We start from the raw sequence: 14,824 nt of genomic DNA, 5'->3' as shown, positions 1-14,824 counted from the left end.
ATTTATTATTTTCCTAGAAATTGAGGCTTTCTTTTTTCCACAAATGCTTTTATACCTTCTTGATGATCATATGTCTGTCTCATTTTCCACTGCGCATTTGTTTCCAGTTGTAAAATGGTAGAGAGTCTATCCTTATTTAAGGTTGTGAAGATATTTTTTGTTTCAATCATGGATAGGATTGGCTTCGTTTTCCAGATATTAATTTGCTTCTGAACCGCAGCGTATATATCATCTACTACTTCATCTACGATGCCAACTTCCATCGCTTCCTTGCCATTTAATATCTTTCCTTCCCAAATTAATTGCTTGGCCTTTTCTTCCCCTATCCGTCTTTTCAAATGAAAGTGACCACCACCGTCAGGAACAAGACCTATCCCGATAAAATTCATTGCTAGTTTACTATCATCCTGACAAATCACATAATCTGCTGCTAAGGCTAAGCTTAAGCCAAGACCTGCCGCTGCACCATTCACCGCTGCAATCGTAAGCTTGGGCATTGTGTAAAAAGTTGTAACAAGACTATTTATTTGCTCCATAATCGAGAAGAACTGGTCTTTGTCATTTAACTGCAGCATTTCTTTTATGTCTCCACCTGAAGAAAACGCACGCCCTTCTCCTTTTAACACTACGATTTTAATAGCTTCATTTAAGGATACTTCCTGTAAGGCTTGATTTAATTCCTTCATTAACACAGAATTTAAAGCATTCAATGCATCCGGACGATTCAATGTAACCGTTGCAATATCTTCATTCAAATTCACAACCACTGTTTCATACACTGCATTCATGTTTATCCCCCCTATGAATAGGATAACTGAATGAATACTCATTCGTAAATGTTATTTTTTTAAAATTCCATCATTATTTCATTATTACGGGTAATACTTTGGGTGATTCAATAAAGTTGGGGGGCTTATGTTATTTACTAAGGACAATGGACTGGCTATTTCACGCTCTCTTGGCCTTTTGACGCTGTCTAAAGGACACTTGTCTGGCTTTTCCGCGCTCTCTTGGCCTTTTGACGCTGTCTAAAGGACATTTGTCTGGCTTTTTCGCACTCTTTTGGGCTTTAGATACTATCTAAAGGACATTTGTCTGGCTTTCCCACGTTCTCTTGGCCTTTAGAGACTTTCAGAATAAAATTCAAACAAAACCAACATTAACTTGTGCCCTATGTTTCGTTTACATAATTAAAGACAGGTCCTCTGACTAGTACCTGTCTTCTACAAATCTATTATTTAATAACATTCATTTTCTTCAAGAACTCAATTGGCGGTTGTTTTCGAAAATGCTCCTTGACCATGTACGAAACTCCATTTTGATTATTAGAGCGGGTTATCCAGTCAGCAGATTTTTTTAGTTCAGAAGAAGCATTTCCCATTGCAACGCCTAGACCAGCCCATTCTATCAATGGTTTATCATCATAGCCGGAACCAATGGCTACCACTTCTTCACGGCCAATATTTAAATGATCACATACATATAACAACCCTTTAAGCTTCGATGAACCGGCAGGAACAATATCCATCTCTGTATCATCTTTTACTATACAGTCTACTTCATGAAACATTTCCGAAATTGCTTTCCTTGCATCATGTAAATCCTCGAGATCATTGAAGATTACTTCTATTTTTGGAGCGGTTACTGGCGATTCCTTCAATTTTTCCACTAAGGAATCAACATATTGTTCTGAGTAGGAATATCGGTTTGAGGATTGGAAGACAATTTTGCCCATTAAATTGCTGGGCACTTTTCGCTTGTTCCCAAGGGTAAAGTCTTCATGAACTAAGCGAATTTGACAATGAAAGGCTTCTAAAAAACGGACCAGGTCCATGGTTGTGTTCTCACTTATTTTTTTCACAAGAATGGGATTTCTCTTTTCACCAGCAATAAATGCACCTTGATGGGTGACTAATGGTGCATTTACTTTCAATGCATTCCCTAGTCTACTTGCTGTAGAAAAATTTTTTGAAGTAACAATTGATACGTATATTCCTTTTTCAACCGCATATTCAATTGCTTCCTTCGTTGCTTTATTTAAACGCCCATTGCTGTTCAACAAAGTATTATCGATATTCAGCGCAAGTAGTTTATAAATCATAGATGTTCCCCCTCTTCGTTTGCAGCATATCCACCACTTATGTCTAACACTTGTTTGTATAAACTTATGTGTTTTTGGAAGAGGATAGAACTTTTTTGAAATGGATTAGTTTTGATATAGGGATGGGGCAGAAAAGAATAGTAACCAAAAAATCAAAATTTAATGGTTACTATTCTTAGCTACTCTTGCTTAGGTTTTTACTGACTCATTTTCCCGTACAGTTCGTCGAGCGGTTTCATGATGATTTTATTTATTTCATTAATCGCAATACTCATTTGTTGTTCCGCGTCCATTAGTTGAACGATTTTTTGATTTTGTTGTACCATTGCTGCAACTCTTTGGGCTTCTTCCACTTCATTTTGTAAAATGTTTTGTCCCGTCATTTGCTTTTCCTGAAGCTTCATTTGGATATTACGAAATTGATCAAATAGCTTTTTGGCAGCTGGATCTATTCTAGTTTCCTCATATTTAGCTTGTAATGTTGCATATTCCTGACTATTCTTTAATGCTTTTTCTAATTCATAGGCGATATCATAAATATTTGATGCCATGTAAAAACCTCCTCCAGTTTCTGTTATCACTATATCAAAGTATGGGCGTTCTATCCAATCTGCTACCCAAATTTAGAAAGTACTATAGAAATGGCAACATGAAAAACATTAAAAACTCGCATTCATACACAGAATTAAACATGCTTAGTCGAAAAGCATTTCTTGATGAACAAAAAAGAAATGAACCATTTTTGAAATCTATTCATACGATATCAGCAAGAGCCCAAATAATTGAAAATAGCGGGTAAACTGTATTAATTATAATGAGGTAATGCCTATGACATTACAAGTTACCGTGCAAGAATCACATCAATTCGAGGAACATACACCTATGATCCAAATGCCTTTATATACGATGCAGTATCTTCATATTCCTATCGAAAAAACAATACGAATTCGGATCGGAGAGAAATGTATTACAGCTGACTTAATATTGTCTAAGGAAGAAGCTACAGAACAAATTCTAATTATGAACCAAAAACTTTATCAAGATTTAGCACTTCCTCCTACAACATTTACCATACAGGCATTATATATCAAAGATGAACTTTGTTTAGGTCCCTTTATCGCTGTTTTAACAGAAATAAAAGGGAAAAACGATCAGCCTCCTTTTTTTGGAACCATTCATGAATTTTGCAGGGAGCTTCACCATTATGGAAATCAAGTCGGTACTGTTATTTTCGTTACCTCTCTTTCTAAAAGCAGAAACAATAAGGGCTATTATTTACTGGAAAATAATTGGGTAGAAGCTACAATACCGCGCCCTGATTTTATCTATAATCGTATTCATTCAAAAAGAGCAGAAAAAGGGAAGTTATTTAAACAAAGCTTAATGAAATGGGATAAAAATCATTCGATTCTTTTTAATTCCCGCTTTATTTCAAAATGGGAAATTCATGAGAAACTACAAATTGCCACACAGCTTCAAGCTTTTTTACCTAGTACCACATTATATGAACACTCCACTTTTCTTGAATGGCTGGATAAATATAAAGATCTATTTATTAAGCCAGTCAATGGCAGCCAAGGGCGGGGAATCATCCATGCCTATCATCAATACAATGAGATTCTGATAGAACGAACCAATTCATCTCATCAAATAAAACTGCAATACACATCAGCAAAAGAAGCTGCCTCCGACATACGAAAATGGGTTAAAGGAAAGTCATTTATCATACAAGAAACTCTGCCATTAATTCAACTCGAGAATAGAAAGATAGATTTTCGCTTTTTATGCCATAAGATGAATGCTGTTGATTGGACAATTACATCTGTTGTTGGCCGAATGTCAGGGGATGATCAATTTGTATCCAATATCGCTCAAGGTGGGAACTTATTACGCCCAATGGAGCTTTTAATTCAGTGCTTTCCCGGTAAAAAGGCTGCTCTCACCTACCAGCTAATGAAAGATTTAGCACTTGAAGTTTCAAAGGTAGTAGAAATTTCCTTTGAAGAATCATTTGTTGAATTAGGAATTGATATCGGAGTAGATTCAGAAGGAAATCCATGGCTAATTGAAGTAAATGCAAAACCATCTAAAAAATTGGATACGGACAAAAATCAAATTCGCCCTTCTGCAAAAGCCATTATTCGTTATTGTCATAACATTTGGAAGGAAAGGAGTCATCATGATGATAACATTAGGAATCTTAACACTGATTCCACATGAAAATAATGCTTATTTCGATGAAATAGCAAAACATGCAAATCAATATAAAATCAAAGTATATCTATTTTCTCCTTTAGCCATTAATCCCAATACATTACTAGTAAACGGTCTACAGTATGATAACGAACTGCAAAAATGGATTAATTCAGATTACCCTATTCCAGAATTTCTTTATGATCGCTGCTTCTATGGGGAGGATCGCAAGTCTACCGAAGCTGGAGCAATTGTTTCCTGGTTAAAGGCTAGAAAAGATATTACCTTTCTTGGCTATGGTTTGCCTAACAAATGGAGAATATATGAAACCCTTATAAAATGCCCGGAAATAGCTCCTTATTTGCCAATTACTAAAAAAGCCTCCAGTCCGGAAAAGGTAATTGCTGAATTAAGGCAGCATAATGAGATTATTTTGAAGCCCATTAACGGGGCACATGGATATGCTGTGTATGGATTGAAGCTAGTCGATAACACCATAAAAATTCAAACAACCAAGCAAAAAAATTTAATTGAGAAAACATTCACTAATCATGAGCAAGCAAAAATTTGGCTTGAGAAGTTACTTACGAAGCAAATTTTCCTGATCCAGCCTAGGTTAGATAACATCAATAAGGATGGATCACCCTTTGATTTACGTCTTTTATTACAAAAAGATGAAAATGGAAATTGGTGTGAAAGAGGCCGTGCGATTAGAACTGGATGCAAAGATGGTTTATTAACAAATATTTCTGCTGGGGCAAGTGTGAGTTCCTATGAATCATGGTGCTCTGAAGCTACTCATTTTAACCATTACTATTTAAAAAGTGAAATTCTAGATCTTTTATCCATCCTTCCCACACAGTTAGAATCCATGTTCCATCCGCTATTTGAGCTTGGTATTGATATTATCATTGCCAAAGATCAATCCATATGGATATTAGATATTAATTCTAAGCCAGGCAGAAAAATCATTAGTTTAACAAATCCCGATGATATGGAAGCTCTATATGAAGCACCTCTTGCATATTGTCAGTATTTATCAACAAAAATCAAAACACCTATTGAAGATTTTTAGGAGGAATGACGATGCCTGCCCGCTATAACATAGAGTTTTTTGATGTATCAAGTTTAAAGCTTTATTTACCTGTGAGCATGAAAAGGCAAAACCCTGTACAAAGAATTTCATTTGGCTCCAATATCATTGAAGCCAAATGTGAGTTGCAGCCCAATGGCCGAAATATTATTTCCATGAGTAAAGGATTAGCACGAAAACTTGAACTCCCGGAATTTATTAATTCTATCTATCTTTTCGAGCAAGAGGATCTTCTCGTTATTGGACCACTCGTTGGCATCTTTTCTTCCGGCTTTACACCTTATCAAATAAAACCAATTGGAGAGAGAACCCCTATTTTTGAAAAGCTTCTGTCCGTACAATCTTCCGTTGGGGTCATCCCATTCTTGTTTGGCGAACAACATATCAACTGGGAGCAAGGTAAGATTGAAGGGTATTTCTTTACGAAAAATGGTTGGGAGACAAGAAAAGTTCCTTTCCCAAATGTCACATATGACCGACTGCCAAATCGAAGGAGCGAAAGACTACAGTCTTCCAGAAAGGTAAAGGAAAGGATGAGTCAAGATTATCTAATCCCTTGGTATAATCCGGGCTTCTTCAATAAATTGGATGTATATGAAAGATTATTACAAAGCGATATTGCTGAAAAATATTTACCGGAGACATTCCCTTTTTCTTCTTTTGCGCAAATCGAACAGATGCTATCGAAATATGGGCATGTCTATATAAAGCCGATGAATGGCAGTTTAGGCTTAGGAGTACATCAACTTTTATATCATCGGGAAGAGCAAGCCTATTATTGCCGATATCATGATCAAACCAATCATTTAATGAAATTCAAATCATTAGAGGCACTAATGAAAAAAATATTTGGAAAGAAAAATTTAGAAAGAATGGTAGTTCAGCAAGGTATTACTTTAATGCGGTTTAATAATCATCCGGTTGACTTTAGGGTTCATGTTAATAAAAACAAGGATGGACAGTGGGAAGTAAGTGCACTAGCAGCTAAAGTAGCTGGCAAAGGAAGTCCTACAACACATATTAAAAATGGTGGTAGTGTCAAAACAATGGAAGAAGTATTCGACCATGAAGAGGAATACCAATTATATAAACAAAAACTCGAAAAAGCTGCACTTGATTTAGCGTCTGTTATTGAGGAACAAATGGAAGGAATTATCGGAGAAATTGGATATGATTTTGGAATCGACACAAATGGAGAAATATGGCTATTTGAGGCAAATTCAAAGCCTGGAAGATCTATTTTTAAACATCCGGATTTAAAGGAATTTGATGTTTTAACAAGGAAGTTATCTTTATCCTTTGCCGTTTTTTTAACAGAAAAAGCAATGAAAACACCTGAGGAATTGTTTTTATGAAAATTTATTTTCATCCCAAAAAGAACACTTTCATTCATACAGATAAAAAGAATGGACCATATTTTTGGGGGAAAAATGATGAATTACTTCCTTGTCTGGATGAAGATGTCACACCTTTCCATCTTTTTAAAATGAAAACAAATAAAATGAGGATTGGTCCACTGATAGGCATATTAATAAGTCGAAACAGACGTTCTGAGGTAATCGGGGACAGTGAGCTTTATATCGGTATTCAAAAAGAATTACAAAAACAAGGCGGAATTTCCTTTCTTTATAGCCTTGATGATTGTGAAAAGGATTATATCAATGGAATCTGTTATTGTACAGAAAAAGAGATATGGATTCAAGCTGCTTTTCCCTATCCACAGTTAGTTTATAATCGTATTTCATTCAGAAAACAAGAAATGGAAGAAGCTTTTATACAACATGTTCAATGGATTAAAAATAACGATATTATCCTCTTTAACCCAGGATTTATAGATAAATTTTTAATGCACCAAATTTTCTCCCAACATGATCAACTAAAATCTTTATTACCAGAAACCATCCTTATCGAAAAAGACAGCAGTGCCTTTAGGGAATTTTTACAATCACACAAAAGACTATATTTAAAACCTACCAAAAGTTCTCAAGGGAATGGTATTAAATTATTAACTCGTGTAAGAGATAATAAATTTCAAATTCGCACGAATGCAAAAATTGAATATCTAACAACCTATCCAATGCTTCTTCGCTACTTAGAAAATCATTGTTTGAATCAGGCATATATTGCACAAAAAGCAATCGACAGTGATTTAATCAACGGAAAAAAGTATGATTTTCGTATCCTTTCCCATTTTGAGAATGGCCAGTATAAAATCACAGGCATTGGGGTCAGAATGGCTAGTAAAGACGGTATTACAACCCATGTTTCTAAGGGAGGAGAAATCTTTCCTTTCCATATTAGTACACATAGACGACTAGTGCATGATTTTAAAAGCATTGTAGAAGAATGCGGAAAGTCTCTTTCCCATCATCTAGGTTTTTTTGGAGAATTTTCAATAGATGTTGGTATGGATACGGATGGAAAGCTTTGGATATTCGAGGTGAATGCAAAACCAATGAAATTTGATGAATCAGAAATTGAAAGAAAAAAAATGACAAAACTAATTCAGCTATTTTACGAGCTCACCAATTCTTAATATACGATATAATGGATATAACAAGATTCAAGGGGGGCTAGTATTATTGATCCAACATTTCCAATACAAATCCTTATATTCAAATGATAACTTGCCAGGTTGGTCCTTCTCCTTTTATTATCAGAAACAAATAATTACTGGAGTGTATCACCCAGATGGAAAAATTGAGTGGAAAACAGAAAGATTTAATCCAGAAAATGAAGACGAAATAAAAAAACAAATCCACGAGATTATGCTTTATCACGTATATGACAAATAGAAAAGCGGAACACGGCAAGTAGCATCAAGGATTTCAATCTCAAACACACAAGATTCAGGATTTATTTACCAAGTTAAAACATGAATGCAACTATCCCCTCCATGTTTAAACTAAACACGAAAGGAGATGGTTGCAATGTCAATGTTCAAGGATCCGGAGTTCTTACCGGACACACATTATGAAGGAAAAGACAAAGCTTATTTAGATGTAGATAGAATAGTTAATGAAGGGTTGTCCGGCGGTTCTGTTCATATGCGCCAAGACTCCACCAATATTGAAGAAGCAATTGATTTATTCGAGGAAGATCCTCCAACCGAAGTGTAGTTAGAGTATTCAAAACAATCCTGATAGCGGGGTTGTTTTTTTGTGTGCACAAAATTTTTTGAAAGGTTCTTTTATTTTTAATACAATAATTCATAAGAAATACAAAACGAGGTATTGATATGATAAAACAATTGAAAGAGCATTATCCAAATGCCGTTGTACAGCCTACACAGCTGCAGCTCCCCCATTATTATTGTTTTTATATTGAAACAGAAAATAGCTATATAGCAATTCCCGAAGCAGATATTTCAAAGCCGGAATTAGAGCTAATGAGCTGTCTCTTCCCTGTTAACTCTAATTCGACGCAATTAAATCAGGGAAAACGAGCTCAGGAATGGTATAATTTCTTAAATAGTTCTGAAGCTGAAATACCAAATGAATCCAGTAAAGTGGAATATCGGATTATTCAATATACGATTTCAGGATATAAAGAAGATTTTGAACTAAAGGATATTGAGGAAGCTTTTCATAACATATTTTCACACCCCGTCATTCCAATTTTCATTTCCCAGAAAGAAGGAATGATCATTGAAAGTAAACATCCTCTCGCACTTACTGTCCAAGAGCTCTATTCTGCTATTCAAGCTTTTGAAGGAGATTTTTACTTTAACATTCATTTTTTCATCGGGCAATTCCGTCCGTTAGATTATCAACTTAAAAGACTTTACCAGTTAGAAAAAAATTTATTTGACTTCGCTCTTTTAGAAAAGACAAAGGAAAGAATTTATACATTCGAGAATGTCCTTCCTCTTTTCGCACTTAAAAAGGTGGATATCTCTTTCAGGAAGCTTTTGTTTGCCCAAATTTACCAAGCCTTTGATGAAGATAAAGATTTGTGGAATACAATTAAACTTTACTTAGAGAATCATTCCAATACGAGTCAAACGGCCAAGCAGCTTTTTATGCACCGGAACAGCTTGCAGTATAAGATTGATAAATTTATTGAAAGAACTGGAATCGATATAAGAAGCTTTCTTGGTGCTTTGACCACCTACCTTGCTTGCCTTGATTACGGTGGAGTGGAAAATGAAAGCAAAAAAGTGCCGAAAAACTAGTCGGAATTTTTGTGCAGAGTGTACATACCTAAATGAAAAGGCTTTCCTTACTATAGAGATAAATAAAGTGAGGGGGAATAAAAGTGGCAGAATTAAAATTAGAACACGTTTATAAAGTTTACGACAATAAAGTAACAGCAGTTAAGGATTTTAATCTACATATTAAAGATAAGGAATTTATCGTGTTCGTTGGTCCTTCTGGCTGCGGAAAATCTACTACACTTCGTATGATTGCAGGACTGGAGGAAATTTCTGACGGTGACTTTTACATTGATGACAAACGTGTCAATGATGTAGCACCGAAAGATCGTGATATTGCCATGGTATTCCAAAATTATGCGCTCTATCCACATATGAGTGTATATGATAATATGGCATTTGGTCTTAAACTAAGAAAGGTTCCAAAAGCTGAAATAGATCGGAGAGTAAAGGAAGCTGCAAGTATTCTTGGTCTTGAAGAATATTTAAATCGCAAGCCTAAAGCATTGTCAGGCGGTCAGCGCCAACGTGTTGCCTTAGGACGTGCCATTGTACGTGATGCAAAGGTCTTTCTTATGGATGAACCACTTTCCAACTTAGATGCAAAATTAAGGGTTCAAATGCGTGCTGAACTTGTAAAATTACACCAAAGATTAAACACTACTACTATTTATGTAACACATGACCAAACGGAAGCAATGACAATGGCAACTAGGATTGTCATTATGAAAGACGGAGTAATCCAACAAGTCGGATCTCCAAAAGAAGTATATGACAACCCAGTTAATATGTTTGTTGCCGGATTCATCGGCTCTCCTGCTATGAACTTCTTTAAAGGCAAATTGGAAGACGGAAACTTTATCCTATCAAATAACGTGAAAGTTGCGGTTCCAGACGGTAAAATGAAAACTCTTCGTGAAAAAGGCTATGTAGGCAAAAATATCGTACTCGGAATTCGCCCGGAAGATATTCATGACGAACCTATTTTCCTTGATGCATCACCAGGTTCTAAAATTAAAGCTACTATAGAAGTTTCTGAATTAACAGGTGCTGAAACAATGCTATATTCCCAAATTGAAGGACAAGAATTTATTTCCAGAGTTGATTCACGTACCGAAATCCGTATCGGAGATAAAGTAGATTTAGCATTTGATATGAACAAAGCGCATTTCTTTGATACAGAAACAGAATTGAATGTAGGTTAATTATACAATTGCAAGTATACCTTTACTTACTAAATATGTTTTTAGCAATCGGTTTTTTCCGATTGCTTTTTTATTAATTTGAATGGTACTCAATGGTTTTTTTATAATCAAAGCCGCATTCTCTGCATTTAAACAAATGTACACATTCAGGTCGTTTTGAACTAGTTGGGTCACCATCTTCTAATTTTATTATATCAATTTCCATATAAGGACTATAGTCATCATAATAATCATATATACGCCCTTGATCCTCCATCTCTTCGCCACATTGTATACAAGGAATCGTCCAATCCGAAACACCGTTACATAATTCGCACCACTGCATAAGAATCACCCTTTTTCAAAATACTATTTACATTTATGGTGTGTATTCTTTCAATAAATCATTCTGTAATGGAGTGAAATCGCGGAATAATTTTCCTATTTATTTTCTTGTATATTTTATTTAGAAAAAAACATAATACTAGTACAAGCAGCAAACAGCCACACATCAAGCATAAACAAACATTGGGTTATACCATAGATGGTCACAAGTTTATTTGTGTGCTGGTGCAAATCCAGCTAACCCAACCAACCAAAAAATTTCAACGAGGAGATGACAGAATTATGGCACGTAGCAACAATTCTAACAACTTACTAGCTCCTGGAGCAGAACAAGCAATTGATCAAATGAAGTATGAAATTGCTTCAGAATTCGGTGTAAACCTTGGTGCAGACACAACTTCTCGCGCTAACGGATCTGTTGGAGGAGAAATCACAAAACGCCTTGTTCAAATGGCTGAGCAACAATTAGGCGGTAGCTTCCGTCAATAATTGAAAATAAAATATAATAATGGCTTGGGAGACACTTATGAGTGTCTCCCCTCTATTTTTATTTAGCGCTAACAGCCTAAGCAAGATGTACGCTCTTCTATCTTATTTTAAATTAACCATTTTGCTCGGATCAATCCACTGATCATATTGTTCTTCGGTTAAATATCCTGTTTTAATTGCAGCTTCTTTTAACGTAGTACCTTCTTTAAACGCTAATTTTGCAATTTCAGCTGCCTTTTCATAGCCAATATGAGGGTTCAGAGCTGTCACTAACATTAAGGAACGGTTGACATTTTGAGTGATAACCTCTTTATTTGGCTCAATTCCCACTGCACATCTTTCATCAAATGATTTCATACTGTCTGCAAGAAGATGTAAGGATTGCAGAAAATTATAGATGATAACTGGTTTGAACACGTTTAATTCAAAGTTTCCTTGGCTGGCTGCAAATCCAATTGCTGCATCATTTCCAAATACTTGAACCGCCACCATTGTAAGCGCCTCACTTTGTGTTGGATTCACTTTACCAGGCATAATGGAGCTTCCTGGTTCATTCGCAGGGATGGAGATTTCGCCGATGCCGCTTCTTGGTCCGCTTGCTAACCATCTAACATCATTAGCAATTTTCATTAAATCTGCAGCTAATCCTTTTAAAGCACCATGTACATGCACTAATTCATCATGACTAGTTAAGGCATGGAATTTGTTATTAGATGAACGAAATGAATAGCCCATTTGCTCGTTTAATTGTTTTGCTACTTCCTCCCCAAATTTAGGGTCTGCATTTATTCCTGTACCTACTGCGGTTCCTCCAATTGCCAAGTTTAAAATATGGTCCGAACTTTCTTTAATCATTTGCTCACTTTTTTCCAGCATGGCTCTCCAACCGCTAATCTCTTGTCCAAGCGTAAGTGGAGTAGCATCCTGAAGATGTGTGCGTCCGATTTTAATAATATCCATGAATGCCTGTTCTTTTTGCAATAAAGTGTTTTTAAGCTGCTCTAATGACGGTAATAATCTTGTCTGCAATTCGTGAAAAGCAGCAATATGCATGGCAGTTGGGAATGTATCATTAGAACTTTGCGACATATTAATATCATCATTTGGATGAATTTTCTCTTCACTATTATTCTCTTTCAAGATTTCATTTGCTCTTCTAGCAACAACTTCATTTACATTCATATTAGATTGTGTACCGCTTCCTGTTTGCCAAACAACAAGTGGGAAATGGTCATCAAATTTTCCTTCTAATACTTCATCACAAGCCTTCACAATTGCATCTCTTTTTGTTGCGGAAAGCTTTCCGAGTTTTTGATTAGCAATCGCTGCGGCTTTTTTCAACTGCGCAAACGCACGAACAACTTCCATTGGCATTTTCTCCGAACCAATCGGGAAATTTTCTTTACTTCTTTGGGTTTGGGCACCCCAATATTTATCTGCCGGAACTTTCATTTCTCCTAAGGTATCTCTTTCAATGCGATATTCCATTATACATTCCTCCTTAACGTCATACACTATACATTTGTTTCCTATTTATTCCGTTTTCATGTTTATTTTCTCATAATTATTTTTAAAGTTCATGCGGAATGCTTATACGAAAAGCGCAAGCCCCTTGGTTATCGGCGTATGGATGAGTGAAATTAGCTCTTCAAATTTCAACTTCGGAGTCTTTGACTGAGATAAAGGAAACACAGCGAGGTAGTTCACGAGCTGATGTTGACTTATCGACGGAGAAATTCACTAGGCGATAGGCGCTGAATCTAGACATCAATAACAGTGCAAGCCCCTTCCCCATCCGCATCGGGGAAAAGGAAAATTACTTCTATTATCAATCATGTTTCGGAAGGTATGCCGCATGGTTACATTTAATAAATTTCAAAGATAACTAAAAAAGCAACTTCAAAAAGAGAGTTGCTTTTTTTAACATATAAATTACATAGCAGGAGATTTTTCCGTCGTAACAGTACTGCCTTTTACTAATTTCGGCAAAACAATTATATAATAGACTGCTGGTAACATTAAGGCAGCACCAACAATGCAGAATAACGCCTCAATACTAAGAAACTTTTGAAATGCGATTCCGATAAATGCTAAGGTAATGGTTTGAGATAACATCATCAATGGATCAATCCAACCTTGGACCCTTCCCATCAGCGTAGGATCTACAATGCTCGGCAACCATCCACCAATTGATACATTTATAACAGGCAACGCAAGTGCTGAGATAAATGTTAGACTTAAAAACACAGGGATAGATGTTGCAAATCCAGCTAGAGCAACAAACCCTCCAGAAATAAGCAACCCAATAATAATTAAGTGATGGAACTTATATTTTTGAACGAGAATAGAGCTAATCACACTGCCGATTAAAACTCCGCACCCGAATATAATTCCAATTAACACCGAATATTCTTCATAGGTGTTTGGCGCGAGTTTATATTTCAAAATAAAAATTGGAATTACGGAAAAGCCTCCGTTTGCTACCCCAAAAACAATAAAACCAACTATCAAGGAGCGTAACAGCTTATGGTTCAGAATATACCGAGCACCGGATTTAAAATCCTTAAACACTAGGGAAATATTCATATCCTTCCATGTATGCCTTCCATTAGGCATCCTCACCTTCTCTTCAAAACGATTCGCTTTTATTAGAATAGCACTGATGAAAAACGAAATTGCATCAATAATAACAGCTCCGTATACTCCGGTAAGCTTATAGGCAATGACTCCGAGACCGCTTCCGAAAAGCATAAAAATACTAGATACCATTTGGTTTAGACCTGCAGCTGTTGCATAATCATCTTTATCCAATATCCCTTGTAGAATGGCTGATTCAGCTGGTGCAAAAAATTTACGAACACCGCTTCTTAAGAAGAGGACGGCAAATACTAATGGCATCCAACCAATATAAATGGCACCGAATAATGCAATTGTGAGAAAAATACTGATTGTATCGCAATAATAAGCAACCTTTTGGCGATCCATGCGGTCCGCAATAACCCCTACTATGAAAAAGATAGCCAATGTTGGCAGCGAATACATCATTTCTGCAGTGGATGCATAGCCCGGCTGATTAGAAAAACGGTCAAGCAAGTAAAAAGTAAATGCTGTCATTCCAATTACAGACCCCATTTGTGATGTGAAGTTAGCAAAAAATAATTTTGTAAAACTGTGATTTTTAAATAAGCCAATAAATTTTTTCATTCTCCCATACCTCATTCTTTTAAGTTACTCTAATTATATTGTGGAGATGGCGGTTTCGGGAG

15 protein-coding genes are annotated in these 14,824 nt (G+C 35.9%); 9 read left to right on the top strand and 6 right to left on the bottom strand.

The annotated features are described in order from the left end of the window. Nucleotides 1-5: 5 nt before the first annotated feature. From CWO92_RS00970 to CWO92_RS00960, 3 genes are all read right to left on the bottom strand, one after another. On the bottom strand, nt 6-788 hold the full coding sequence (locus CWO92_RS00970) for an enoyl-CoA hydratase (RefSeq protein WP_101352317.1): 783 nt from the start codon (nt 786-788) through the stop codon (nt 6-8). Between the two features lie 446 nt (nt 789-1,234). Beyond that, nucleotides 1,235-2,101: a Cof-type HAD-IIB family hydrolase gene (locus CWO92_RS00965; RefSeq protein WP_101352316.1), complete on the bottom strand. Its 867-nt coding sequence runs from the start codon at nt 2,099-2,101 to the stop codon at nt 1,235-1,237. A gap of 197 nt (nt 2,102-2,298) precedes the next feature. Next, nucleotides 2,299-2,652 (bottom strand): YlbF/YmcA family competence regulator, encoded by a 354-nt coding sequence (locus CWO92_RS00960; RefSeq protein WP_101352315.1) that lies wholly within the window; start codon nt 2,650-2,652, stop codon nt 2,299-2,301. A 277-nt stretch (nt 2,653-2,929) separates the two neighbouring features. Between CWO92_RS00960 and CWO92_RS00955 the strand changes: the two genes are divergently transcribed. The 8 genes from CWO92_RS00955 to CWO92_RS00920 all read left to right on the top strand — a co-directional run bounded on the left by CWO92_RS00955 (nt 2,930) and on the right by CWO92_RS00920 (nt 10,745). Beyond that, nucleotides 2,930-4,321 (top strand): YheC/YheD family endospore coat-associated protein, encoded by a 1,392-nt coding sequence (locus CWO92_RS00955; protein WP_158175797.1) that lies wholly within the window; start codon nt 2,930-2,932, stop codon nt 4,319-4,321. Continuing rightward, nucleotides 4,284-5,369, top strand: a complete 1,086-nt coding sequence (locus tag CWO92_RS00950) for a YheC/YheD family endospore coat-associated protein (protein WP_235851542.1) — start codon at nt 4,284-4,286, stop codon at nt 5,367-5,369. The genes CWO92_RS00955 and CWO92_RS00950 overlap by 38 nt, the downstream gene beginning before the upstream one ends. 11 nt (nt 5,370-5,380) lie before the next feature. Then, complete coding sequence (locus CWO92_RS00945; protein WP_101352312.1) at nt 5,381-6,742, top strand: YheC/YheD family endospore coat-associated protein; 1,362 nt, start codon at nt 5,381-5,383, stop codon at nt 6,740-6,742. Further along, nucleotides 6,739-7,923, top strand: coding sequence for a YheC/YheD family endospore coat-associated protein (locus tag CWO92_RS00940; protein WP_101352311.1), 1,185 nt, complete (start codon nt 6,739-6,741; stop codon nt 7,921-7,923). The genes CWO92_RS00945 and CWO92_RS00940 overlap by 4 nt, the downstream gene beginning before the upstream one ends. Before the next feature lie 46 nt (nt 7,924-7,969). Continuing rightward, nucleotides 7,970-8,182: a YheE family protein gene (locus CWO92_RS00935; RefSeq protein ID WP_101352310.1), complete on the top strand. Its 213-nt coding sequence runs from the start codon at nt 7,970-7,972 to the stop codon at nt 8,180-8,182. A gap of 135 nt (nt 8,183-8,317) precedes the next feature. After that, entirely contained in the window at nt 8,318-8,506 is a 189-nt protein-coding gene (locus CWO92_RS00930; protein WP_437177491.1) for a hypothetical protein, read from the top strand. A 119-nt stretch (nt 8,507-8,625) separates the two neighbouring features. Beyond that, nucleotides 8,626-9,561, top strand: coding sequence for a PucR family transcriptional regulator (locus tag CWO92_RS00925; protein WP_101352309.1), 936 nt, complete (start codon nt 8,626-8,628; stop codon nt 9,559-9,561). A gap of 83 nt (nt 9,562-9,644) precedes the next feature. Continuing rightward, the gene (locus CWO92_RS00920) at nt 9,645-10,745 is read left to right on the top strand and encodes an ABC transporter ATP-binding protein (RefSeq protein WP_101352308.1); all 1,101 of its coding nucleotides are present in this window, start codon (nt 9,645-9,647) and stop codon (nt 10,743-10,745) included. A gap of 73 nt (nt 10,746-10,818) precedes the next feature. Here the strand turns inward: CWO92_RS00920 and CWO92_RS00915 are convergent, their stop codons facing one another. Next, the gene (locus CWO92_RS00915) at nt 10,819-11,070 is read right to left on the bottom strand and encodes a hypothetical protein (protein ID WP_101352307.1); all 252 of its coding nucleotides are present in this window, start codon (nt 11,068-11,070) and stop codon (nt 10,819-10,821) included. 281 nt (nt 11,071-11,351) lie between these two features. Here CWO92_RS00915 and CWO92_RS00910 point away from each other — a divergent pair, with 281 nt between their 5' ends. After that, nucleotides 11,352-11,558, top strand: coding sequence for an alpha/beta-type small acid-soluble spore protein (locus CWO92_RS00910; protein ID WP_101352306.1), 207 nt, complete (start codon nt 11,352-11,354; stop codon nt 11,556-11,558). A gap of 102 nt (nt 11,559-11,660) precedes the next feature. Here the strand turns inward: CWO92_RS00910 and fumC are convergent, their stop codons facing one another. Beyond that, the gene (gene fumC, locus CWO92_RS00905; RefSeq protein WP_101352305.1) at nt 11,661-13,046 is read right to left on the bottom strand and encodes a class II fumarate hydratase; all 1,386 of its coding nucleotides are present in this window, start codon (nt 13,044-13,046) and stop codon (nt 11,661-11,663) included. Between the two features lie 444 nt (nt 13,047-13,490). Then, the gene (locus CWO92_RS00900; RefSeq protein WP_101352304.1) at nt 13,491-14,762 is read right to left on the bottom strand and encodes an MFS transporter; all 1,272 of its coding nucleotides are present in this window, start codon (nt 14,760-14,762) and stop codon (nt 13,491-13,493) included. Nucleotides 14,763-14,824: the final 62 nt, after the last annotated feature.

Origin of the sequence: Heyndrickxia camelliae (genome assembly GCF_002844575.1) — a bacterium.
In the GTDB taxonomy this organism is placed as follows: domain Bacteria; phylum Bacillota; class Bacilli; order Bacillales; family Bacillaceae_C; genus Margalitia; species Margalitia camelliae.
Note: the sequence above shows the minus strand (reverse complement) of the source record. Positions and strands in the feature narration are given on the sequence as shown.

Coding starts and splice junctions, on each gene's coding strand:
- CWO92_RS00970 (WP_101352317.1), bottom strand. CDS start 788: ATGAATGCAGTGTATGAAACAGTGGTTGTGAATTTGAATGAAGATATT.
- CWO92_RS00965 (WP_101352316.1), bottom strand. CDS start 2,101: ATGATTTATAAACTACTTGCGCTGAATATCGATAATACTTTGTTGAAC.
- CWO92_RS00960 (WP_101352315.1), bottom strand. CDS start 2,652: ATGGCATCAAATATTTATGATATCGCCTATGAATTAGAAAAAGCATTA.
- CWO92_RS00955 (WP_158175797.1), top strand. CDS start 2,930: ATGACATTACAAGTTACCGTGCAAGAATCACATCAATTCGAGGAACAT.
- CWO92_RS00950 (WP_235851542.1), top strand. CDS start 4,284: ATGATAACATTAGGAATCTTAACACTGATTCCACATGAAAATAATGCT.
- CWO92_RS00945 (WP_101352312.1), top strand. CDS start 5,381: ATGCCTGCCCGCTATAACATAGAGTTTTTTGATGTATCAAGTTTAAAG.
- CWO92_RS00940 (WP_101352311.1), top strand. CDS start 6,739: ATGAAAATTTATTTTCATCCCAAAAAGAACACTTTCATTCATACAGAT.
- CWO92_RS00930 (WP_437177491.1), top strand. CDS start 8,318: ATGTCAATGTTCAAGGATCCGGAGTTCTTACCGGACACACATTATGAA.
- CWO92_RS00925 (WP_101352309.1), top strand. CDS start 8,626: ATGATAAAACAATTGAAAGAGCATTATCCAAATGCCGTTGTACAGCCT.
- CWO92_RS00915 (WP_101352307.1), bottom strand. CDS start 11,070: ATGCAGTGGTGCGAATTATGTAACGGTGTTTCGGATTGGACGATTCCT.
- CWO92_RS00910 (WP_101352306.1), top strand. CDS start 11,352: ATGGCACGTAGCAACAATTCTAACAACTTACTAGCTCCTGGAGCAGAA.
- fumC (WP_101352305.1), bottom strand. CDS start 13,046: ATGGAATATCGCATTGAAAGAGATACCTTAGGAGAAATGAAAGTTCCG.
- CWO92_RS00900 (WP_101352304.1), bottom strand. CDS start 14,762: ATGAAAAAATTTATTGGCTTATTTAAAAATCACAGTTTTACAAAATTA.